The sequence below is a fragment of the Chryseobacterium sp. FH1 genome (assembly GCF_000735135.1).
GTDB lineage: Bacteria > Bacteroidota > Bacteroidia > Flavobacteriales > Weeksellaceae > Epilithonimonas.
Genome location: NZ_JPLZ01000004.1, coordinates 41,897 through 65,879, shown reverse-complemented (window position 1 = coordinate 65,879; position 23,983 = coordinate 41,897). Strand labels below are relative to the sequence as shown.

20 protein-coding genes are annotated in these 23,983 nt (G+C 38.1%); 18 read left to right on the top strand and 2 right to left on the bottom strand.

What is annotated here, in order from left to right; genetic code table 11:
- Positions 1 to 189: 189 nt before the first annotated feature.
- Complete coding sequence (locus IO90_RS05650; protein WP_034964851.1) at positions 190 to 522, bottom strand: translation initiation factor; 333 nt, start codon at positions 520 to 522, stop codon at positions 190 to 192.
- Positions 523 to 641: 119 nt separating this feature from the next.
- On the opposite strand from IO90_RS05650, the gene IO90_RS05645 reads away from it, so the two are divergent.
- The 10 genes from IO90_RS05645 to IO90_RS05600 all read left to right on the top strand — a co-directional run bounded on the left by IO90_RS05645 (position 642) and on the right by IO90_RS05600 (position 9,975).
- The gene (locus IO90_RS05645) at positions 642 to 995 is read left to right on the top strand and encodes a type II toxin-antitoxin system RelE/ParE family toxin (RefSeq protein ID WP_034964850.1); all 354 of its coding nucleotides are present in this window, start codon (positions 642 to 644) and stop codon (positions 993 to 995) included.
- Positions 985 to 1,275: a helix-turn-helix domain-containing protein gene (locus IO90_RS05640; protein WP_034964848.1), complete on the top strand. Its 291-nt coding sequence runs from the start codon at positions 985 to 987 to the stop codon at positions 1,273 to 1,275. Before IO90_RS05645 ends, IO90_RS05640 begins: the two co-directional genes overlap by 11 nt.
- A gap of 16 nt (positions 1,276 to 1,291) precedes the next feature.
- Positions 1,292 to 1,783, top strand: coding sequence for a hypothetical protein (locus tag IO90_RS05635; protein ID WP_131450828.1), 492 nt, complete (start codon positions 1,292 to 1,294; stop codon positions 1,781 to 1,783).
- A 142-nt stretch (positions 1,784 to 1,925) separates the two neighbouring features.
- On the top strand, positions 1,926 to 3,452 hold the full coding sequence (gene gpmI, locus IO90_RS05630) for a 2,3-bisphosphoglycerate-independent phosphoglycerate mutase (RefSeq protein WP_034964845.1): 1,527 nt from the start codon (positions 1,926 to 1,928) through the stop codon (positions 3,450 to 3,452).
- A gap of 116 nt (positions 3,453 to 3,568) precedes the next feature.
- Complete coding sequence (locus IO90_RS05625) at positions 3,569 to 5,032, top strand: helix-turn-helix domain-containing protein (RefSeq protein ID WP_165570243.1); 1,464 nt, start codon at positions 3,569 to 3,571, stop codon at positions 5,030 to 5,032.
- A 170-nt stretch (positions 5,033 to 5,202) separates the two neighbouring features.
- The gene (locus tag IO90_RS05620; protein ID WP_165570242.1) at positions 5,203 to 6,546 is read left to right on the top strand and encodes a T9SS type A sorting domain-containing protein; all 1,344 of its coding nucleotides are present in this window, start codon (positions 5,203 to 5,205) and stop codon (positions 6,544 to 6,546) included.
- Between the two features lie 217 nt (positions 6,547 to 6,763).
- Complete coding sequence (locus IO90_RS05615) at positions 6,764 to 7,741, top strand: acyl-ACP desaturase (RefSeq protein WP_034964837.1); 978 nt, start codon at positions 6,764 to 6,766, stop codon at positions 7,739 to 7,741.
- A gap of 137 nt (positions 7,742 to 7,878) precedes the next feature.
- Complete coding sequence (locus tag IO90_RS05610) at positions 7,879 to 8,310, top strand: BT0820 family HAD-type phosphatase (RefSeq protein WP_034964902.1); 432 nt, start codon at positions 7,879 to 7,881, stop codon at positions 8,308 to 8,310.
- Between the two features lie 84 nt (positions 8,311 to 8,394).
- Positions 8,395 to 9,204 (top strand): type I methionyl aminopeptidase, encoded by an 810-nt coding sequence (gene map / locus IO90_RS05605; RefSeq protein WP_034964834.1) that lies wholly within the window; start codon positions 8,395 to 8,397, stop codon positions 9,202 to 9,204.
- 3 nt (positions 9,205 to 9,207) lie between these two features.
- A complete protein-coding gene (locus IO90_RS05600; RefSeq protein ID WP_034964833.1) occupies positions 9,208 to 9,975 on the top strand; it encodes a class I SAM-dependent methyltransferase in 768 nt (255 codons plus the stop codon).
- Between the two features lie 11 nt (positions 9,976 to 9,986).
- On the opposite strand, the gene IO90_RS05595 is transcribed toward IO90_RS05600, so the two are convergent.
- On the bottom strand, positions 9,987 to 10,577 hold the full coding sequence (locus IO90_RS05595; protein ID WP_034964831.1) for a hypothetical protein: 591 nt from the start codon (positions 10,575 to 10,577) through the stop codon (positions 9,987 to 9,989).
- Positions 10,578 to 11,457: 880 nt separating this feature from the next.
- Between IO90_RS05595 and IO90_RS05585 the strand changes: the two genes are divergently transcribed.
- The 8 genes from IO90_RS05585 to IO90_RS05550 all read left to right on the top strand — a co-directional run bounded on the left by IO90_RS05585 (position 11,458) and on the right by IO90_RS05550 (position 23,928).
- Positions 11,458 to 12,606, top strand: a complete 1,149-nt coding sequence (locus tag IO90_RS05585; protein WP_051878341.1) for an efflux RND transporter periplasmic adaptor subunit — start codon at positions 11,458 to 11,460, stop codon at positions 12,604 to 12,606.
- Positions 12,607 to 12,707: 101 nt separating this feature from the next.
- Positions 12,708 to 15,854 (top strand): efflux RND transporter permease subunit, encoded by a 3,147-nt coding sequence (locus tag IO90_RS05580; protein ID WP_034964826.1) that lies wholly within the window; start codon positions 12,708 to 12,710, stop codon positions 15,852 to 15,854.
- A 74-nt stretch (positions 15,855 to 15,928) separates the two neighbouring features.
- The gene (locus tag IO90_RS05575) at positions 15,929 to 17,326 is read left to right on the top strand and encodes an efflux transporter outer membrane subunit (RefSeq protein ID WP_034964824.1); all 1,398 of its coding nucleotides are present in this window, start codon (positions 15,929 to 15,931) and stop codon (positions 17,324 to 17,326) included.
- Between the two features lie 178 nt (positions 17,327 to 17,504).
- Complete coding sequence (locus tag IO90_RS05570; RefSeq protein WP_034964823.1) at positions 17,505 to 18,197, top strand: AIM24 family protein; 693 nt, start codon at positions 17,505 to 17,507, stop codon at positions 18,195 to 18,197.
- 309 nt (positions 18,198 to 18,506) lie between these two features.
- Positions 18,507 to 19,352 (top strand): helix-turn-helix domain-containing protein, encoded by an 846-nt coding sequence (locus tag IO90_RS05565; protein ID WP_034964821.1) that lies wholly within the window; start codon positions 18,507 to 18,509, stop codon positions 19,350 to 19,352.
- Between the two features lie 88 nt (positions 19,353 to 19,440).
- Positions 19,441 to 20,751, top strand: coding sequence for a TolC family protein (locus tag IO90_RS05560; RefSeq protein WP_034964819.1), 1,311 nt, complete (start codon positions 19,441 to 19,443; stop codon positions 20,749 to 20,751).
- A 347-nt stretch (positions 20,752 to 21,098) separates the two neighbouring features.
- A complete protein-coding gene (locus tag IO90_RS05555) occupies positions 21,099 to 22,241 on the top strand; it encodes an HlyD family secretion protein (RefSeq protein WP_034964899.1) in 1,143 nt (380 codons plus the stop codon).
- A 97-nt stretch (positions 22,242 to 22,338) separates the two neighbouring features.
- A complete protein-coding gene (locus tag IO90_RS05550; RefSeq protein ID WP_034964817.1) occupies positions 22,339 to 23,928 on the top strand; it encodes a hypothetical protein in 1,590 nt (529 codons plus the stop codon).
- The last annotated feature ends 55 nt before the right edge of the window (positions 23,929 to 23,983 follow it).

Genomic DNA, 23,983 nt, shown 5'->3' with positions numbered 1-23,983 from the left:
GCACGAGGTTTTTTAATGAATGTCTTGTGTTTTAAGGCACAAAGTTTAGCTTCGCTAAAAATAAAAATCAAAGATTTTCCTCGTGCCTTAAAAAGTGATTGATTGTGAAAAAAATCTTTGTGCCTTTGTGTTTAACCCACAAAGCTAAAATCATTCATCACTTATCATTTATCATTCATCATTTATAAATCAACCTCCGACACGTTTTGTTTTGTAGCCCATTTCTTTTAGGATGGTCATTATTTTGTCGCGGTTGTCGCCTTGGATGATGATGGCGCCGTCTTTTTCCGAGCCACCGATGCCGAGTTTTGTTTTGATTTTTTTTGAGATTTCTTTCAGGCCTTCGTCGTCGCCTTCCCAGCCTTCTATGATGGTGACGGGTTTTCCATTTCTGCCTTTTTTCTCGAATTTGCAAACGAGCGGTTCCTTCTGTTTGAAGTTTTCTTTTTCATCATCTGGCATTTCAAAATCCTGCTCGTCGTGTTGCGGAAAAAGATTTTTCAGTTGGTCTCTCAGGTCCATTATATCAATTTAAATAAGGGTTTTAAAGGTAGTTAAATTTATTATTCTGGGAAAGATGTGGTGGAGATTAATTTTAATAATTACTTGTCTAAATGTAACTTTTAAATTACTTTTGTTGAGTGAAAGTGAGGGAAGTCATATCGTTTAAAAACTATTTTGAGAAGTTTCTTTTGGAGCAACCGAAGAAAGTTCAAGATAAAATATTTAAAATAATTGAGGCAATTGAAACATTGGAACGCGTCCCTTCAAATTATCTAAAACATATTGTAGGAACTGTTGGTTTGTATGAAGCGAGAATACAATTGGGTTCAAATATATGGAGGGTGTTTTGCTTTTTTGATGGCGAAAAATTAGTTGTTTTGATGAATGGGTTTCAAAAGAAAACTCAAAAAACACCAAAGAATGAAATTGCAAAAGCCTTGAAAATAATGGCTGAATATTACGAACAAAAATCAAAGGAAAATGGAAACTAAAAATTGGAAAGAAATAAAAGACGAGGTTTACGGAAAAGTTGGAACTGAAAGAAGAGATGAATTGGAAAGAGATTTTGAATCTTTTGCAATTGGACTTCAGTTAAGAAAAGCGCGTGAAGAAAAAAATCTTACACAAACCGAATTGGCAAATTTGGTAGATAAAAAACGTGAATATATTTCCAAAATCGAAAATAACGGAAGTAATTTGACGCTTAAAACTTTATTTGATATTGTTGAAAAAGGATTGGGCGGGAAAGTGAGAATATCGATTGATGTTTAATTCTAATTTTATAATTATGAGTGGATTTGGAGCTCCATATATCGCAAGAATAATAATCAGAGATGAAATTTTGATGCCGAATGAAATTGTTCATTTTAAATCAATTGATTATAAAGGAAATGTTTATTTGGATATTCCTTTAAATATGGAAAGTATAGAAAATATTAAAAGTGATTTTCGAAATTACCAAAATATTTTTGAAGCTAAATCTAATAAGGAAAACTTATCAAAAGAAACTAACGTTTTATTTGATATACTAGCCAAGCTTGATGTTAAATCATTTTTGTTAGAAAGTTTTACTGATTTTAATCCTAATTATTGGATTGAAGATTTAATCCTGATTATTGTTGAGAAAGAAATGATTATTACAGAAGAAACTGAAAATGCGGTGAGCGAAAATGGATATTTAGATATTGATTTTTATGGATACACTGATTATAAAATATTATATAATAATTTTGAGGGAGCAACAAATAGATATTTTAGAGAGGGAAACACTATTACTTAGTAAAATTATACTCATTTTTTTAATTACTAAGAATAAAAAATATTAATAATCAAAATTTCTTAAATCTCAAAAAAACAACCACCAAAATTCCCTAATCCCCATTCCATTTCGTAAATTTGTATAAACAAAATAAGAAATCAAAATGTCAAAAAAAGCAATCCTTGCAATATTAGACGGCTGGGGAATCGGTCTTAATGACGAAGTTTCCGCTCTCAAACAAGCCAAAACACCTTTTATAGATTACGCCCTTCAAACTTTTCCAAGCACAACCCTAGAAGCAAGTGGTTTGGCCGTTGGTCTTCCCGCTGGACAAATGGGAAACTCCGAAGTTGGACATATGAATCTTGGCGCTGGTAGAGTCGTTTACCAAAATCTGGTAAGACTGAATATGGCGGTGGAAACGGGAAGTCTCGGCAGAGAGCACGTCATCCAAGAAGCTTTCGAATACGCAAGAGCAAACAACAAAAAAGTACATTTCATCGGTTTGGTTTCCAACGGTGGCGTGCATTCCCATATCAATCACTTGAAAGGTTTATTGACCGCCGCTCACGAGTTTGGATTGGATAAAAATGTCTTCGTTCACGCTTTCACAGACGGTAGAGATTGCGACCCGAAATCTGGAAAAGGCTTCATCGAGGAACTTTTGGCGCATATGAATGCAAGCACTGGAAAACTGGCTTCTTTGATTGGTCGCTACTACGCGATGGACAGAGACAGACGTTGGGAGCGCGTGAAGTTGGCTTATGACCTGATGGTAAACGGCGTTGGGAAAGAATCTAAAGATTTTGTACAGTCGATTCAGGATTCTTATAATGAAGATGTGACGGATGAGTTTATCCAGCCGATTGTAGCGATTCAAAACCATTTCCCGATTGGCAAGATCGAAGACCACGATGTTGTGATTTCCTTCAATTTCCGTACAGACAGAGGTCGCGAGATCACAGAAGTTTTGACGCAACACGATTTCCCAGAATATGGAATGAAAAAGCTGGATCTGTATTATGTGACTTTGACGAACTACGATAAATCCTTCCAAAATGTAAAAGTTGTTTTCGATGAGAACGTTCTTCAAAAAACAATGGGCGAAGTGTTGGAATCTGCTGGTAAATCCCAAATCAGAATTGCCGAAACAGAAAAATATCCACACGTGACGTTTTTCTTCTCAGGCGGCCGCGAGGCAGAATTTGTTCAAGAGCGAAGATTGCTTTGCCCAAGTCCGAAAGACGTGGCTACCTACGATTTGAAACCGGAAATGTCCGCTTACGATATTACCAATTCCATCGTTCCAGAATTGGAAAACGGAACGGCAGACTTTGTTGTTCTTAATTTTGCAAACACAGATATGGTAGGTCACACAGGCGTTTTCTCTGCGGCGGTCAAAGCAGCGGAAGTTGTGGACGAATGCATCCAAAAAGTGGCAACTACGGCTTACGACAATGGTTATGCGGTTTTCATTTTGGCAGACCACGGAAACTCGGATGTGATGATCAATCCAGATGGTTCTCCAAACACGCAACACTCTACCAACTTGGTTCCGTTCATCGTGATGGACAAAGAACATACCTGGAATTTAACACCAGGAAAATTGGGCGACGTTGCACCAACCATTTTGAAAGTGATGGGCGTAGATATTCCAGAAGAGATGACAGGAAATGTTCTAGCCAATTAAAATAAAATATAACTTTTCCTCCCGGTAGGGTTGGCAAAGAAAATTTAAAATAGAAAGTCGGTTTTTACAGCCGGCTTTTTTGATGTAAATTAGTTTCGTGAATTCATAAAATGAAGATGTTCAACAAATTTTTTTTCTTTTGTTTTTTGATTGTAAGTCTAGTATCCGGGCAAAATATTTTGTCCAATGATGATGCTTACAATAAAAAGAAAAGTGAGGAATTGGCTTCTTCGGCGGTTTCCTATTTCAAAAATAATGACCTGAAAAAATCGACCGAACTGCTTTTCAAAGCCAAAGAATATGCAGAGAAAACCGACGATTATGAACTGATTGCGAGGATGAATGGATCCATCGCTCACCAATATGTGCAACTCAATTTAAATGATAAAGCCAAATTCTATCTGGACAATGCCGTCAAACAAATTAATAAACTGCCAGAAAGTGATAAGAAAAGATCTCTAAAAACACTCTCTTATCTGGAAATCGGAAATATCGATTTTGACGAAGAAAACTATCAAAAAGCTAACGAATATTACAAAAAATCTCTACACGAAATTGAGTTGGTGAAAAATCCAGATAATCAGGCTGTTTACAACCACAGACGCTCTTTGTACAATATCGGAAACTCCTATCATTATCTGAAAAATGATTCTGCAGAGATCTATCTGAAAAAGGCTTTGGCTATTAAAAATAATTATAACAAAGAGCTTGACCATTTTATATATAATTCGTTGTCTCAAGTTTACTCTGACAGAAAAGAATATCAAAGGGCAATTGATACTTTGAAGGTTGTCTTGAAACATAAAAATAATCTGGACAAGCGTCTTCTTTCTGATATTTATTATAATCTTTCGCAGAATTATAAATTTTTGGACGACCAATCTCAATATTCTTTCTACAATGAGGCATATATCAAGCTGAACAAGTCAACCAAGGAAAAGGAAATGCAGGCGATCTCTTCTGCCATCGATGCAGAGCAGAAAGATTACAAGGAAGCTATTACGTACGCAGATAGTTCTAAAAAGAGCGTTGTTGTCATAGCAATTATCTTTGTTTTGTTTCTGGCTGGAGCGATTATTTATTTGCTATATCGTAGAAAAAAGGAAAGAAAGGTTTTTGAGAATATCATAAATAAATTAGAATCTGATAACCAGGAAAAAAGCAGGTTGCCGGAATCTCTGGAGAAGACACCCAAAGAAGTAACGCTCCAGATTCCAAATTCGGTAGAACAAGATCTGTTGGACAAACTCAAGAAATTTGAGGATTCGGAAAAATTTACCAATCCAAAACTCACGATCTCAAGTCTTGCTTTGCAGTTGAAAACCAATACGAGTTATCTTTCCGAAGTCATCAATAAATACAAAGGCAAGAATTTCAATACTTACATTAATGAGTTGAGAATCGCTTACATCTGTCAGAAAATTTACAATCATAAGGAATATCATCATTATAAAATAAGTTATTTGGCAGAGGAATGTGGCTTTGCATCTCACAGTGCTTTTGCCACCGTTTTTCGAAATATTACCGGGATTTCGCCTTCAGTTTTTATTCGGGAAGCTTCTAAAAATCAATCCACCTAGAATTATATTTTAAAATCCAAAACATTGATAATCATAGTTTTAATTTAAATTTTATTATTTAAAAATCAAGGATTTCGAAAGTACTGTAGTTGGATTTGCCGATAATGTCACATAGTTTAGCATCCAATAATTATAATATGTTTTTTATGAAGAAAAATTTGATTTTTTTGATGATGATATCCGGAGTGATGTCTTTTTCTCAAAACTGCGTTTATGGTGTTTCATCAGACACTACTGGAAACGGCGAAAATATTACCACAGGCGGAAACTACGAGTATACATCTGCGTCAGATTTTGATGTGGAGTTTGGGAAGATCCTCACTGTGAATAATGTGAAATTTAATGCGCTGAAAGGTTCGGCTGATCTCACTTATGTCAATCTTTATTTTTATAAGGACAATGCTGGCAGGCCAGGAGATCTCATCAAGTCATTTGAAAACGTGGTTCCCGCTTCTCAAACTTTCAAATATACATTGGAAAATAATTCAGCGTATGAGATCAATGTGAATCTTCCTTCAACATTCGATCTGCCGAAAGGAAAATATTACCTGTCCGTAAAAGCGAAGCCTGGAGATGCTACTTCTGCAAGCTGGGAAATAAATAATCAGGAAACTACAAAGTTAGGCAGATTTGGCTATTCCAAATTTGATTCTGAAGATTGGTTTGGCGGTTATTCTTATTATGATCATATTTTCCAGGTTTCAGGTATTTGTACTTCCACTGGCGAAACTCAACCAGATTATGGCACAGCAACCAGCCAGGGTAATGTTTCCGACGCACATGAAGCTGGAGCTAGCATGCCGGGAAGATCGTTGGCAGATGATATCATTGTTCCCGACAATACGAAGTTTACGCTTACAAACTTTAAAATTTCAACATTACAATTAGGAAATATTGAGAATGCGACAATTAACATCCGTTCTTCTGTAGATGATGCGCCAGGAGAGATTTTGTTTTCTTTTGAGAATATTGGTCCGAAGACAGAAAATTATTTCGGATATTGGCAGGTTCCAGGATATCCATTGGAAGTGGTTGCTGTGGATCTGGATTTCGAATTGCCTCAGGCTGTGGAATTGACCCAGGGGAAATATTTTGTTGAGGTTAAGGCAAAGCAGGTTCCGTTCACGGATTATCTGCAATGGGAAGCCACGTCTCAAGATGGCATTGGCGGATATTCTTATACTTCTTATGACGAAGGAGAATCCTGGGAAATCAATGATGGATATAATTATGTTTTTCAGGCGATTGGATACTCTAAATCTAGCTTGGCGGTAAATGATTTCAATAAAAATAATTTCGGTTTCTATCCAAATCCTGTTAAGAATGAATTAACAATCGTTTCCAACCAAGAAGCGGAAAGAATTCTGATTTACAACATCGCAGGACAACTTGTGAAAGATGCTACGATCAGTAACAATAAAATTAATGTATCAAATCTTACTTCAGGTAATTATGTTGGAAAAGTGATGCTTAAAAACGGTAAGACAGAAACGATAAAGATCATAAAACAATAATTTGTCCACACATAATCTTTTAATGGAAACCAGCATTTTTGCTGGTTTTTATTTATGATTTTAATGGCCATTTTCTAAAGTTGTTACACCGTGTGTAGTGATTTTCAAGTTATTTTCACTTTGTACTTAATTTCACAAACTATCACAAACTTCGATGGATTATTAGCCATTGGTATGATTTTGTTATATTTGAATCCATAAAATAAGATTCAATTTAATGCACGAAAAAGAGTTACAGATAGAGGTAATGAGATCGATGGAAAAGAATATGGACGAGTTTATCGCATCATATTTAACACCGATCGAGAAAATATGGCAACCTTCGGATTTCCTTCCGGACAGTTCCAGCGATAATTTCAAAGATGAAATCGACGAACTGCAAACATTTGCCAGAGAAATGCCTTATGACCTTTTCGTAACATTGATAGGCGATTGCATCACAGAAGAAGCATTGCCAACTTACGAATCTTGGCTGATGAACCTCGATGGTGTAAATCAAGAAAAAAATACAGGCTGGACTAAATGGATCAGAGCCTGGACTGCAGAAGAAAACCGTCACGGAGATCTTCTCGGAAAATATCTTTACCTCTGCGGTCGTGTGAATATGCGCGAGATGGAAATCACAACACAACATCTCATCAGCGATGGTTTCGACATAGGAACTAGTTCAGATCCTTATAAAAATTTCGTTTACACCAGTTTTCAGGAAACCGCAACCAATATTTCTCACAGAAGAGTTGGGACTTTGGCAAAACAATCTGGGAATAAAAAGTTAGCACAAATGTGTGGGGTCATCGCAGCGGATGAAGCTAGACACGCCAAAGCTTACAAGGATTTCTCAGCAAGGATTTTCGAAATGGATGCCAGCGGAATGATGCTAGCCTTCGAAGATATGATGAAAAGGAAAATCGTAATGCCAGCACATTTACTTAGAGAATCAGGACAAAAAGCCGGCGAACTTTGGGAACATTTTTCGGATGCTGCTCAGAGAGCAATGGTGTACACTGCGCAAGATTATATTAATATTCTTTCTGATCTCCTGGACGAATGGAAAATTGACCAAATGAAAAACTTGAATGACCAAGCCGAACGAGCGAGAGATTATCTAATGAAGTTACCAGACAGATTGCAAAGAATCTCAGACAGGATCAAAACACCGGAACTGCCTTACAGTTTCAAATGGGTGAAAAGTTAATAGAAAAATGCGCTGACAAAGCGTATTTTTTTTGAATTATAATTTAAGATTGATTTTCAGTCTATTATAATTTGTCTATTTTCTTACCTCTACATTATTTGTATATTTGCAAACTTATTTTTTTAATAACAACGATGATAAAAAGTAATAAAAAACTAGCAATCGATTTTGACGGAACTATCGTGGATGATGCTTATCCGGGAATTGGAAAGGCAAAAACATTTGCATTCGAAACATTGAAAAAACTTCAAGGAGAAGGTTATAGACTGATTCTTTGGACGTACAGACATGGTAAATCTCTGGAAGAAGCTGTAGAATTCTGCAGAAAAAACGGATTGGAATTTTACGCCATCAACTCAAGTTTTGAAGGTGAAGTATTCGACCACGAAACACAATCCAGAAAATTGGACGCCGACCTTTTCATAGACGACAGAAATCTAGGTGGATTCCCAGGTTGGGGCGAGATTTACCAGATCATCAATGAAAGAATAGAATTTCAGGTCGCAGGAGGTGAAGTTCATGCTTACTCCAAAATGAAAAAAGAAAAGAAGAAAGGCCTTTTTTGGTAAGTCTGTTAGTACAAAGTAAAATGTATCAAGTACAAAGTATTACATTATAAATACATTTTACATCATACATTAATACAATTTTAAATGATTCAACTAAAAACAATAGAGGAGCTTCGGTTGATGAAGCAAAGTGCAAGATTGGTTTCCCAGACTTTGGGGATGTTAGCTAAGGAAATAAAGCCGGGAGTTACAACTTTACATCTTGACAAATTAGCTTACGATTTTATCAAAGATCACGGTGCAGAACCAGCATTTTTAGGTTATGGCGGATTTCCTGCATCGCTTTGTATTTCTCCGAATGACCAAGTTGTTCACGGTATTCCAAACACAGAACCGGTAAAAGAAGGGACGATTTTGTCCGTAGATTGCGGTGTTTTCTGGAATGGTTTTGTAGGCGATCACGCTTATACTTTCGAAGTCGGTGAAATTTCTGCGGAAGACAAAAAATTGTTGAAAGTTGCGAAAGAATCACTTTATAAAGGAATCGAGCAGTGTGTGAGAGGAAAACGTGTTGGTGATATTTCCAACGCGATCCAAAAACATTGTGAGAAAGAAGGCTATGGCGTGGTTCGCGAATTGGTTGGGCACGGCGTTGGTAGAAAAATGCACGAAGATCCTCAAGTTCCTAACTACGGAAAACCTGGAAGTGGAAAAGTCCTGAAAGACGGAATTGCACTTGCTATCGAGCCAATGATCAACCTTGGAACCGAGAAAGTGAAGTTCCACAATGACGGTTGGACGGTGACGACTTTGGACAACAAAACATCTGCGCATTTCGAACACGATGTTTGCATCATCAACGGAAAACCTGTTTTGCTTTCTACCTACGATTACATCTACGAAGCTTTGGGAATCAAATCCGATGAGGAAAAAGCGTTTCAGCTGGATTTTTAATTAATGAAAAAATTCACCAAATTTCTACTCAATAAAATTCCAAGACCAATGCTTATTAACTTAAGCATTTTTTTGCGTCCTTTGATTGTTCTCTTTTTCAAAGGTGATAATTTTACCGATCCGATCGATGGTAAATCTTACCACAAATTCTTACCATACGGCTACGGAAAACAACGTGCAAATGCGCTTTCGCCAGGAACTTTGTCATTAGAAAGACACCGCCAAATGTGGCTTTATCTTCAAAATGAAACTGATTTTTTCACAGCTAAACTGAAAGTTTTGCACATCGCTCCGGAACAGGAATTTTTGAGAAAATTCAAAAAAATGAAAAATCTGGATTACACGTCGGCCGATCTTTTCTCACCGATTGTGGATGTGAAAGCGGATATTTTGGATCTGCCTTTTGCAGATAATACTTACGATGTCATTATTTGCAACCACGTTTTGGAACACATCATCGATGACAGAAAAGCAATGTCAGAACTTTATCGCGTGATGAAACCAAAAGGCTGGGGAATCGTGCAAGTTCCGATGAGAAATTCTCTCGAAACAACTTACGAAGATTTCACAATTACAGATCCGAAGGAACGTCAAAAACATTTTGGACAATACGATCACGTTCGTTGGTACGGAATGGATTACTTCGATCGATTGAAAAGTGTTGGTTTTGAAGTTGATGCTAATTTCTATTCTCAAAAATTCTCAGAAACGGAAATCAAAAGATTTGGTTTGAACAAAAATGAGATTCTGCCCGTTGTGAGGAAATCCTAATTTACATTCAATTATTTTTCGGTCAGAAATTTATACTTGTTAACGAAATAATCCAAGATGCCGACGCTCAAATAGTACACGCCTCCAAATAGCATATTCATCAAAATATCATTGTCATTAATCAAAAGATATGACAGCGATAAGATCAAAATGAAAAACCACAACAGCAATTTTCCTGCATAAACACTCGCAAATCTCGCAATCATTTCCTCATCTCTCACTGCTTGGGATTGAATCAAACATTGTATCAAAATTACCAAGTAACCACACAAAAGTTCCTCTTGTTGGAATAAATCAAAGGTGTAGAAGTACAAAACCGGACCAGATAAAACCAATCCGAAAATCAAAAACTTGAGAAACATATTCGCCTTTGTCATTTTCGAAAAAATTAAAATCGAGAAGATGAAAAGCGGATAAACCAAGAACACGGAATAAAGCGCATATTTATAAATCAGAAGCTGAGGTGTTTCCATGCCATCCGAAATCCAAAATAACCTAAAGTAGAGCAACGATAAGTAGAGGGAATTGAGGCTGAAGAGGATTGGGAGTGGTTTGTTTTTATCAATCATTACAGCCGTAAGATTTCCATTTTTTTTCTTCATTATCATATTTTTCTGAAATTAAAAATCCTCTATAATACTGGATAACAAAGCTATTGTTCTTCAATTTGTGATACTCGATTCCAAAATTTGCTGTTGGAGTCAAAGTTATGGCAATTTCTTTTCCTTCAATTTTCTTAATGATAATATCACTTCTAAATCTTTGAATTCTGTCAACCGTGAAGGTCGAGATTAATTGTGAAGTTAAGAAAATAGGAAGTAATGGGAGTAGAACTGTTGATTTTTTTTTGAATACTTCTTTTTTATATTTAATTAGATTAAAAAAGAAAGTGACTATTGAAATAAACAAAATCGCAACGAAAGGAATTAACAATTTGAATTATAACAGCATAATCTATAAATGGTGTAATGATTCCAAGAATTATAATCACCCATGTGAAATATTTCAAATTACTTTTCATTTGCAGAGTATTTTTTAATTTTCATCAATGTCAAATCTCAAATATCCAATTAAATTTTGATTGCCAAATTACTTCACAGTACAATTTTTTATAAAATTTATTATAAGTAAAATTGGTAATCATTTTTGTAGCTCAGGTAAGTGGTTTGTGAAAATTAGAACATAGTTTTGTTACGAGCAAATTTATCAACATCAAAGATGAATATTGAGATCAATTTTGATTTGAATAAGGAGCATATATCGCTTCAAGGAAATCAAAATTAAAGAATTGTTTCAAACAATTGTTTGATTGCAATATGTTAAATATTCATTAAAATTATTTTTTAACTTATTGAAAGTCAATTGTCATAGTTTTGTTGATTATATTTGATAGATTTTATTATTGAATACGTAACGTGTATTTTGTATTTAATCAATAAATTTGAACGTTTGTTTGAAAACATATCTAAAAAATTAGTATTTATGAGGAATATCGCGCTTGGCTTTTTTGTTGTTTTAGGTCTTTTGACTTCTTGTTCCAAGTCAGAAAACAAAGACGAGAAAAAAGAATTACCGCCTCAACCATATCAATATATTGTTGCGAAAAGTGGGCCCGCTGAAAATTTGACACAATATCCTGCCAGATTGGAAGGTGTAGAAAACGTAGAGATCCGTCCGAAAATTGACGGTTTTGTAGAAAAAATCTACATCGACGAAGGTAGTCAGGTCAGCAAAGGACAATTGCTTTTCCTCATCAGAAATCCTCAATACGAACAGTCTGTTTTAGCCGCACAAGCTACGATGAACAGCGCAAGAGCAGCGGTTGCTACTGCACAGATGCAAGTCACCAAAACCAAACCTTTGGTTGATAAAAAAATCATCTCGGCCTATGAACTTCAAGCTGCAGAATTGGGTCTCAAATCTGCAAAAGCATCGTTGGCCGAAACGCAAGCTCAGTTGACCAATGCTCAGGTCAATGCAGGCTACACCAAACTTTACAGCCCAGTAAGTGGCGTAGTTGGAACATTGCCTTACAAAGCAGGAAGTTACATCAGCACAGCGACTACGCAGCCGTTGACTACGGTTTCAAATGTTTCAAAGATATTCGCTTATTTTTCAATTAATGAAAAACAGCAGTTGGATTTCTTCAAACATTCCGAAGGCGCAACAATCAAAGAAAAACTGAAAAATTCACCATTGGTGGATTTGATTTTATCAGACGGAAGCAAATATGACGAAAAAGGAAAAATTGAATCCATCAGTGGATTGGTTGATCCAAACACAGGTTCATTCTCTATGAGAGCAACGTTTGCAAATCCTAAAGGCTTGCTGAGAAGTGGCTACAGCGCAACAGTTCAATTGCCAAACAATCTGGAAGACGTGATCATCGTTCCTCAAGCGGCAACTTACGAACTTCAAGGGAAATTTTTCGTTTACCTGATTGGCGCGGACAACAAAGTGAAATCTGCAGAAATCAAAGTTGAAGATCTTCCAGACGGATTGACTTACGCTGTGACTTCCGGATTGAAAGCTGGTGACAAGGTGGTTGTAGAAGGTGTTGGACTTTTGAAAGATGAAACCGTCGTAGTGCCGAAAGAAACGACTTTGCAAAATGTCATCAATAAAAAATAGTCTTTCCAAATTATTTTATTAATGTCAAAAGTGAGAATTTGAAAGCTTTTAATGCTGAAAGTCTTTTATCCTTCATCTTTTTTCTTTTAGTCTAAAAATATATGTTTAAAAAATTTATAGAACGTCCGGTATTATCCACCGTTATTTCAATCATCATCGTGATCCTTGGTGTATTGGGAATCGTGACTTTGCCGGTTTCTCAATATCCAGATATCGCGCCTCCAACCGTAGTGGTGAACACAAGTTATCAAGGTGCGAATGCCGATGTTATCTTGAAAAGTGTAATCGTTCCCCTCGAGGAGCAGATCAATGGTGTGGAAGGAATGACGTATATGACTTCTTCCGCGACCAACGACGGGTCGGGATCGGTGACTGTTTATTTCAAGCAAGGTGTTGATCCGGATATCGCCGCGGTAAACGTTCAAAACAGGGTTTCCAGAGCGAATTCTCTTCTACCTCGAGAAGTTACACAAGCCGGAGTTACCGTTTTGAAGAGACAAAGTTCCAACGTATTGATCTTCTCGCTCTACAGTGAGAATCCTGCGTATGATATGACTTTCCTTCAGAATTACACCAACATCAATATCGTTCCACAAATCAAAAGGGTAACGGGCGTTGGTGATGTGACGGTTTTTGGTTCTAAAGATTACTCGATCAGAATTTGGTTGGATCCAAACAAAATGGCTTCCTATGGACTTGTGCCATCGGATATCAGTACGCTTTTAGCTGAACAAAATATCGAGGCGGCGCCAGGAAGTTTAGGTGACGAGAGTAACCAGAGTTTCAGATATACTTTAAAATATAAAGGAAGATTAACCGAGATTCCAGAATTCGATAATATCATCATCAAAGCTACTGAGAATGGACAAACCTTGAAACTGAAAGATGTGGCAAGAGTTGAACTTGGTGCGCAAGATTATACAGGAACTAGTGTCACGGACGGAAATCCTTCCATTGGTATGGCGGTTGCACAAACAGCAGGTTCCAATGCTCAAGAAGTTATCGACCAATCGATTGCGGTTCTTGATAAAGCACAGGAATCATTTCCGAAAGGTGTGAAATATGTTGCGCTTGTCAACGCCAACGACTTTTTGGACGCGTCCATCGAGAAAGTGATCCATACTTTGTTTGAGGCGTTTATCCTTGTATTCATCGTGGTTTTCTTATTTCTGCAGGATTGGCGTTCAACTTTGATTCCGGCGATTTCGGTTCCGGTTGCAATTGTGGGAACATTTTTCTTTCTAAGTATTTTTGGATTTACGATCAATCTATTAACACTTTTTGCCTTGATTTTGGCGGTGGGAATTGTGGTCGATGATGCAATTGTAGTTGTAGAGGCTGTTCACAGTAAATTGGAAAATGGCGAAAAATCACCACTACGAGCTTCTGTGAATGCAATGGATGAGATCAGTGGCGCGATTATCAGTATTACTTTGGTAATGGCGGCGGTTTTCATTCCGGTGAGTTTTATCTCTGGTTCTGCCGGAGTTTTCTACAAACAATTTGGATTGACATTAGCGATCTCAATTATATTATCCGCCGTCAATGCATTGACGTTAAGTCCAGCTTTATGTGCGATTTTCCTCAAGCCTCATTCTCACGAAGAAAAGAAAAAGAATTTCTTGGAAAGGTTTTTTACCAATTTTAATATCATTTTTGATGCGATGGTGAAACGTTATACACGGGGAATTTTATTTTTATTAAGAAAAAAATGGATGGCCTTCGCAGGACTGGCGGTTTTTGCTGGAATTTTTGTTTGGTTAATGAACACGACACCGAAATCCTTCGTTCCAAGTGAAGATATGGGCGGGATTTTTATGGACATCTCGCTTCCAATTGGTTCCAATGAAAATCGGACGAGAGAAGTGATGCAGAAAGTGGAAGACATCGTCAAAAAACAACCGGAAGTTCTACACATCTTCAAAGTTTCTGGTCGAGGAATGATCAGTGGAAGTGGTTCCAACAACGGAATGCTCATCGTAAAACTGAAAGACTGGAAAGACAGAACAGATAAAGGAACCGACTTGCAATCTTTTGTTGCGAGGATGTACAAAGAAACTGCTGGAATCAAGGATGCAAAGATGACTTTCTTCGGAAGGCCAACGTTGCAAGGTTTTGGTAATGCCGCAGGTTTCGAAATGCAGATCCAAGATCAGAAAGGTGGAAGCATCGCAGACTTGACCAAAGTGACCAATGATTTCATCGATAAAATGAATCAACAACCGGATATTCAAAGAACTTTTACCTCTTTCAACCCGAATTATCCGCAATATATGATTGATATTGATATTGCTGCAACCAAAGCTGCAGGATTTACCATCAATGATATTTTAACGACAATGCAAGGTTATTACGGTGGTGTTTACGCGTCGAATGTCAATCTCTTTGGGAAGCAATATCGTGTAATTTATCAAGCACCTTTTGAGGACAGAGAAAATCTGGAGAGTTTCAATATGATCCAAGTTCGAAATTCGAATGGCGAAATGGCACCATTAAGCAGATTCATTACCGCAAGAAAAGTTTATGGTCCGCAAGCAATCGGAAGATTCAATCTATTTACAGCAATATCACTGAACGGAACACCAAATCCTGGTTTCTCTTCTGGAGACGCAATCAACACCGTTGAAAGAGTTGCAAAAGAAACCTTGCCACAAGGTTACGGCTACGAATTTTCTGGTTTGACGAGAGAGGAAGTTACCGCGGGAGGACAAACCGTTTACATCTTTATTTTATGTTGTGTGTTCGTTTATTTCCTTTTGGCAGCGCAGTATGAAAGTTACATTTTACCATTTGCAGTAATGTTGTCGTTGCCGGTTGGTTTGGCTGGGGTAATGATGTTCAGCAGCTGGATTGGTGGTTCTAATAATATTTACACTCAGATTTCACTCATTATGTTGATTGGACTCTTGGCCAAGAATGCGATCCTGATTGTAGAATTTGCCCTGGATGCGAGGAAAAAAGGTTACACAATTGCACACGCGGCAATTAGTGGTGCTAAACAAAGACTTCGTCCGATTTTGATGACCTCGTTTGCGTTCATTTTCGGTTTGATTCCATTGGCGATTTCCACTGGAGCAGGAGCGGTTGGTAACCAATCCATCGGAATTGGAGCGATTGGAGGAATGCTTTTCGGAACTATATTCGGTGTGTTTTTTATTCCGATTTTGTTCGCTGTCTTTATGTATCTGCAGGAAAAAGTGAGCAGCAAGAAAGTGTCTGATAAATATGAAGGCGAACTTAGCGAATAATCCAAAGCCACGTAGTGGCGCAATCAAAAAGCCTAGGGTAAAGCCCTAGGAATGCGCAATTAAACTTGAGAAAAATGAAATTAAAAAATCTAATCATATTAGCAGGTGTCGCTGGTTTCTTTTACTCGTGTAAAGTCACGGATACTTACAAGAGTCCAGACATCGAGCAAAGTCGACAGGACAATCTGTTCCGACAAAAAACCAATAATGACAGTACTTCTGTAGCCAACGTTGCGTGGAACCAAATCTTCACAGATGTCAAACTTCAGAATATCATCAATAAAACCATTCAGAATAATCTGGATTTGAAAGTAGCGGTCGCCAGAATCCAGGAAGCAAGTGCCGTTTTCAAACAATCCAAATTGCAGAATCTCCCAAGTCTGGATGGCATTGCTTCTGTGACAGAAACCAAAAATAGTGCAGCGGCGCAAGGTGGAAACTTCGTGATGCCCGATTTGCTGGTGTACAGATTAGGAATCTCAACAGGTTGGGAAATCGATGTTTGGGGAAGAATCAAAGCGCTTAAAAACTCGGCCTACGCAGGATTTCTTCAAACTGATGCGGCAAAACGCGCCATTCAAACACAAATGGTAGCGCAGGCGGCGACGTTATATTATCAATTGATTTCGCTGGATAAGCAATTGGAAATTACAAAACAGACCATTGAACTTCGTAAACAAGATGTAGAATCTGTAAAGTTGTTGATGGACGCGGCATATCTGACAGGAGCTGACGTGGAACAAAGTAAGGCAAATCTTTATTCGGCGCAATTGTCGGTTCCGGATTTGGAAATGCAAATCCAGCAAACCGAGAATTCCCTGAATATTTTAATGAATGATAATCCGCAATCGATTGACAGAAATTCCATCGATTCTCAGGTAATTTACACAGATTTAAAAACTGGAGTTCCTGCTTCATTATTGAAAAATCGTCCTGATGTTCAGTCGGCCGAATTAACTTTCCGTCAGGCTTTCGAGAACAAAAATATGGCGATGGCGCAGGTTTATCCAACGATTAGCATCACAGGAACTTTGGGATTGTCATCCAGAACTTTGGAAAGTTTTTTCACTAATTCTCTGTTCTACACACTTGGAGGAACGGTGACACAAAATATTTTCCAAATGGGAACCAGAAAAGCACAGGTAAGAATTATGGAAGCCCGTAAAATGCAGGCTTATTATACATTCGAAAAAGCTTTACTAACTGCAGGTTCCGAAGTTTCGAACTCATTATTGTCCTATCAAAAAGCGAAGGAGAAAGAAGACACAAGACAATTACAAATCCAATCTTTGGAGAAAGCGTTAGAATTCAACAAAGAACTATTAACCTATTCATCCAACGTGAATTACGTCAATGTTTTGACATCCGAGCAAGCTTTGCTACAAGCCAGACTTTCCGGAGTGAATGACAAATTGCAACAACTTCAGGCCGTTACCGAATTCTACAGAGCACTCGGAGGCGGACAATTTTAGACACCAAATTTTTACCTATTATATTTAAAACCTAACCGTTCTTGTTAGGTTTTTTTCTTGAGTCAGAGTCCCTCTCCTTTGGAGAGGGATTTAGGGTGAGGATAATCCATTTTCAAATATTTAATATCAATCCTATCAAAAAAATCCTTAGCTTGGTATAACTAAAAAAATACAAACTATGAGCAAATTTTCAATCGAAGCTTTCGTCAACGAGACCAAAGAAAATTCACAGGAAAAAGACCATTTCGAGCTGGAGAAACCAGAACTTCTGGAAATCAACCTCAACAACCAAGCGGTTTGGACTAAGGCCGGAAGTATGGTCGGCTACGTTGGGAACGTCAATTTCGAAAGACAAGGAATGCTTTCCGGTGGACTGGGCAACCTTCTCAAAAAAGCAATTTCTGGCGAAGGCACAAAACTGATGAAAGCCGAAGGAACCGGCAGATTGTACGTTGCAGACAACGGCAAAAAAGTAAGAATCCTTTACCTCGAAAATGAATCCATCTCCGTCAACGGAAACGACGTTTTGGCCCACGACCAAAGCATCAAAAGCGACATCAAAATGCTAAAAAGCATCGCAGGCGTTATGGCAGGCGGACTTTTCCAAGTGAAACTTACGGGAACCGGCCACATCGCCATCACCACGCACGGCCATCCTTTGACGCTTTTGGTAACGCCAGACGCACCTGTTTTCACCGACCCAAACGCAACAGTCGCGTGGTCCGGAAACCTGACACCAGAACTCAAAACCAACGTTTCTCTCAAAAGCCTCATCGGCAGAGGAAGTGGCGAAGAATTCCAAATGAAATTTTCCGGCAACGGTTGGGTGTTGATTCAGCCGTACGAGGAAGTTTACATCGTAACAAAATAAATTTTTAGGAGCTATTTGACTCCGTCGAACAGTTTGCTTAATTTTTGTTTAGGAGCTGTTTCCCGCTATCCACTATTACTCCTCGCGCCAAAGCTTTTCCCAAGGCTTGCTGTGGGGTAACCGTTACTATCGGGGCTATGAATGTCCAAAAACCTCAGAACATTTTCTCTGAGGTTTTTCGTTTTTAAGAATCTTTGATGAGTTCTAACGTCTTTGCGAATCTTAAAAGCAGTCACTTTTACCAAAAAATATTTGCGTGCTTTGCGTTTAAAAATCAGCCATAACTCCACAAAACACTAAATTTGCCTTATGTCCGCTTTAGAAAAATTCGGGGTTGAGATTTTTACGCAACATAATATTTTTGAAAGAATCTCTGCCGACAAACCTTTCCGTCCCGATAACCCTGCTTTTATCTTTATTAGAAGCGGTTGTATCAAACTGCGACAGCATTTCAGCGACCTCGAACTGTCGGCCAATATGTTTATGGTGACCGATCCGCAGACCGTTTACGAACTCATTTCTGTAAGTGACGATTTCCAGTCGAGGATGGTTTCTTACAAACGGGAATTTATTTCCGCTTTGTCTTTGAAATTTAATCGGTTAATAACGTACCGATATTTCCGTCAGCAGATGAATGTGGGCGTTCCTTTTCATCAGGATGATATGGATATGGTTTGGAAAAGCGTAAACTTTTTAAAATATATTCTCGATTCTCAGACTGAAATGACTTATAAAAAGGAAATGGTGGAACATCTCTTCTCGGTTTTCTGTTACCAGATGGCTGGAATTATATCCAGCGAGGACAGCAATTCGATGAATCAGATGTCGAGACAGGAGGAGATTGTTTTCGTTTTTCTCAATGATTTGGCTTCTCATCATCATAATGACAGAACGGTAGAGTTCTACGCCGAACGACAGTCGATTACAACCAGACATCTTTCGTCAGTCGTCAAAACTATTACGGAAAAGTCAGCGAGTCAGATTATTGCTCTAATTGTAATCAATGAGGCAAAAGTGTTATTAAACTCTTCTAAAAAGCCAGTTTCAGAGATTTCTACAATTCTTGGTTTCAGCGACCAGTATTCGTTTTCCCACTTTTTTAAAAAACATTTGGAAGTAAGTCCTTCTCAATACCGAAATCAGTTCGAAGGCTAAAATCCTACATTTGAACATCTTTTTCCAAATCTCAAACATTTGTTTGATATTGCATCCGTCGTAACTTTGCTACGTAAAACAAGGTAAAATGACAAAGAATATAAAAACAGCACTGTCACTCGTGATGGCTATCTTTCCTGCGCTGTTTTTTTCACAAGAAATAAAACAGATGACAGCAAATGAAGTTGCCGAACTTGCGCTTCAAAACCACTACCAATTGAAAGTTTCGGCACAGAATATCAATATTGCCAAACAGCAGATCGATATCACCAAACTTCAGAAACTCCCTTCCATCACAGCTTCTACAACTCAATTTTATTTGGGAAATGTGGTGGCAATCGACAAAGATTTCTCAAACTCAACCGCGATTCCGATGCCTCATTACGGAAGTACGTATGGTGTGCAGGCAACTCAATTGATTTTCAAAGGTGGATTGGTCAATAAATCGATTGAACTGGCGGGACTTCGCGAACAGCTTTCTGAACTGGATTTAGAAAAGAATCAGCAGGACGTGAAATTTTTAGTGATTTCTAATTATCTGGATGTTTATAAAATCATCAATCAACAATCGGTTTTTGATAATAATAAAAAACTGGCTCAGCAACGTTTGAAGAACATCAACGATTTTTACAAACAGGGAATGGTAACGAGAAATGAAGTCATCCGTGGTGAACTGGCGATTAAAAATCTTGACCAAAGCATTCTGACTTTAGCCAACAACAGAAAAATCCTCAATTACAATTTAAATATCGGTTTAGGATTGCCAGCCGATACCGAAATTATTCCGGTTGAAAATTTGGAAAATAAAGAATCAGGAATAGGGATGGATTATTATTTAAATCTCGCTCACGACAGCAATCCACAATTGAAATCTGCACAAACCAACATTGGTGTTGCCGACAAAAATATTGAAATCATCAAAACCGACAGGATGCCCACGCTTTCCGGTTTCGGTGGGTACAGTCTGCAAAGACCGATTACCAATAGAAATCCTGTATTGGATATGTATGCGAGCGGTTGGCAAGGTGGAATTTCTTTAAGCTACAACATCGATAATCTGTATAAAACCAAAGAAAAAGTAAAGCTGGGCGAATTCCAGAAAATGCAGGCTAATGACGCTTTGACTTTGACCCAACAGAATATTGATATGAATGTTAATGCTTCGTATGTAAAATATCAGGAAGCAATTCAGCAGGCCGATATTTTAAATGATGCGAAAAGGCTGGCGGAAGAAAACTATAAAATCACCGAAGCGAAATACCTCAATCAATTGGCGGTACAGGCAGAAATGATTGATGCGCAAAACCAGAAACTACAATCTGAACTGGACTTTGCGAATGCGGAAATCAATGTGCTGTATCAATATTATAATTTACTGAAGTCGACTGGAACACTTTGATTTCAAATGTAAATTTTCAAAGAATTTTTCTTCGCCCCAACATTAAAGGGAGGAAAAATTCTCTTGAAAATGAGTCAAAATTACTCCCTTTAGGGCTGGGGAAATAATTTTGACCAATTTTTAAATGACTAAAAGTAGTAATAGAAAAAAAATAAATAAACATAAATTCAACAAGTTGATTTTACTAAGCTTGTACATAAGCTTCGCGAAGCAAATTTATTTGCCTTTGCACTATTAAAATTTAGCGGTTTCAAATGAAGTCTTTGCGTTTAAAACGGCATTGCGAACTTAAAACATTTATAAAAAAAAACCTCTCTGAACTTTATGTTCAAAAAAATATAAAAACAATGGAAAACAAGGAACAAAATACTCAAAATACTCAAAATACACAACCACAAGCGCCGGTAAAACCTGTGGTATCAAGCGCTGAAGCTAAGAAGAAACAAAACAGAAAGAATAAAATCAGAGCCATCATTTCAAACGTTATCGTTTTTGCAGTGATAGGTTTCGGATTGTTTTGGCTGATTCGTCAGTACTTTCACATCGGTGACAAAACCTATACGGAAGCGGCTCAGGTGGAGGAATTTATCAATCCAATCAACACAAGAGTTTCGGCTTATATTAAGGAAATAAAATTCATCGAACATCAGCAGGTGAAAAAAGGCGATACGTTGGCCATTTTGGATGACCGTGAAATCATCACGCAACTCGGACAGGCGGAAGCAGCGTATCAAAACGCATTGGCTCAACGTTCGGCTACAGGTTCTTCAATCAATACCGTTTCCAACAACGTCAGCGTGATGGAATCCAACATCGCCGGAGCAAAAGCAAGATTGTGGAACGCCGAACAGAATTTAGGCCGATACAAAAACCTTTTGGCGGCAGAAGCGGTGACGAGACAGCAATTTGACCAGGCCAAAACCGAATACGATGCGCAAAAAGCAGCCTACGAAACGTTGGTCAATCAGAAACAGTCGGCCAACCTTTCGACAACCGAAGTGAAAAGCAAATTAGGCATCAACGATGCAGAAATCAAAAGAACAAAAGCCGCTTTGGATATGGCGAAAATCAATCTTTCCTATACCGTTATCACTGCGCCTTACGATGGTGTGATGGGAAGAAGAACGATTTCTGAAGGACAGTTAATTCAACCCGGACAGCAAGTTGCCACCATCGTTTTAAACAATCAAAAATGGGTAACTGCCAATTTCCTTGAAAGCCAGATGCCAAATATTAAAATAGGTGAAAAATTAATGATGACTGCCGATGCCTTAGGCGGAAAACAGTTTGAAGGAAAAGTCACCGCAGTTTCCGCAGCAACAGGTTCAAGATATTCAAGTGTTCCGACGGACAACTCAACCGGTAACTTCATCAAAGTACAACAGAGAATTCCCGTAAGAATTGAGTTTACAGATGCCAACAAAAAAGAAGACGTGGCGAAACTGAGCGCGGGAATGAATATGAATGTTTCTTTAAATGCAGACAGATAGAGAATCGACGAATAGATAATAGAGTTACAGACAAAGTTTTTAAGAACCCTTATCTATCATCTATCGGTCTATTATCTCTAAGTCTTAAAAAAAAATTATGTACAACAAAGGTCTTTTCAGCGATTGGGTTCCGAAACCCGTACAGCTTCTGATAATGGTTTTACTGCTTATCGTGGTGATGCCGTTGGGAGGCGTTTACACCGGAAACATCAGTTTTATGGTGGGCGGAACCGGTGTGATGCAGGAATATTTTCTGTGGGCAAACTATGCCACCACCATTGGGATGGGAGCGTGTATGCCTGTGGTTTTAAGAATGAAAATGCGGTTCAAAGTCCGTGATAAAATAGTGATGTTATTGGTGCTTCTCGGTGCACTAAGTTATATCAACGCCACCACTTTCGAACCGATGGTGATTGTAATGACCTCTTTGGTTATCGGATTTTTAAAAATGATGATTACTATTGAATTATTTTTACCTTTAATGGCAATGCTGGGCGGACGTGGGATTTTTTACGGCGTTTTCTACACATTTGTTTTAATATTAAATCAGGTCTCCGCGTATTATGCAGTGGAAGTTTCGATACTTAAAAACTTTCAGCAGTTCTTTATTTTGGCAGCGGTGTTGTGTTTCGTCCTGGCATTATTGTGTTGGGTTTTGATGCACGATAAATATTTTGCCTTAAAAGTTCCGTTGCATTACATCGATTGGCTCAGCATCATTCTTTTTGTGTCAACGTTTATGTTTTCGGCGTACGTATTTTCGTTTGGGAAACAGCAGGATTGGCTCATTTCAAAAAACATCATCAACGCAAGCATCGCTGCATTTGTGAGTTTCGCTTTATTGGCCATCCGACAGCTGACTTTGAAAAGACCGTATATTTCATTTCATATTTTTACCAAAAGCAATGTGCTGAACGGACTGTTTATGCTACTTTGGCTGGGAATGTTTTTGGGAACAACGTCGCTTCAAAACATCTATTCTGTAGGAGTTTTGGGCTACGACCAATTGACGAATGCAAAACTGAATGTCATGATGACGCCAGGATTATTACTAGCCGGAGTCATCGCTGTATTTTGGTTTAAAAAAGAAAGACCGCTCAAAATGTTCATCTTTTCAGGCTTTGCTTCAATGACGGCTTATGCTATCATTATGTACTTTTCGATGGTGCTGGAATTCAATTATGAAAGCTGGTACTTACCGATGTTTTTGAAAGGCTACGGAATGTGTTCGCTCTTTATCTCGGTTTGGTATTACACGTTAGACAAATTGGAACTCAACGAAATGCTGGCCGCCATCGGACTGGTTTTGGTATGGCGAACATTTCTTGCGGTAGGATTTTTCTCAGCCTTGTTTTCGTGGTTTCAGTATCAATTTCAAATCGTCAGTTTAGGAGATTTGGCAGTCTATATGGACGGAATGACCATCACGCCACAAACCATTACCACCAATATGAAAACCATTCAGCTCAACGCCATTATCTCCGCCAACAAAAAGATATTTGGCTACGTCATCATTGCCGGTTTTGGAATAATGCTCTACGTGATCACCCATCATTTCGGAAAACGCACTGAGTATTTAAAAGTCATCAGAATCCTCAATGGAAAATCGGTCATCGCCAGACGCAGAGCGCGTGAAAGAAAGAAATTAGAGGAAGACCTCAAAGGCGCCACTGGTCCGGCCTTATAAAGAAACCTTGTTTTTACCCGTAAAGTCTCGTTTTGTTTTCAAAGCGGGGCTTTGC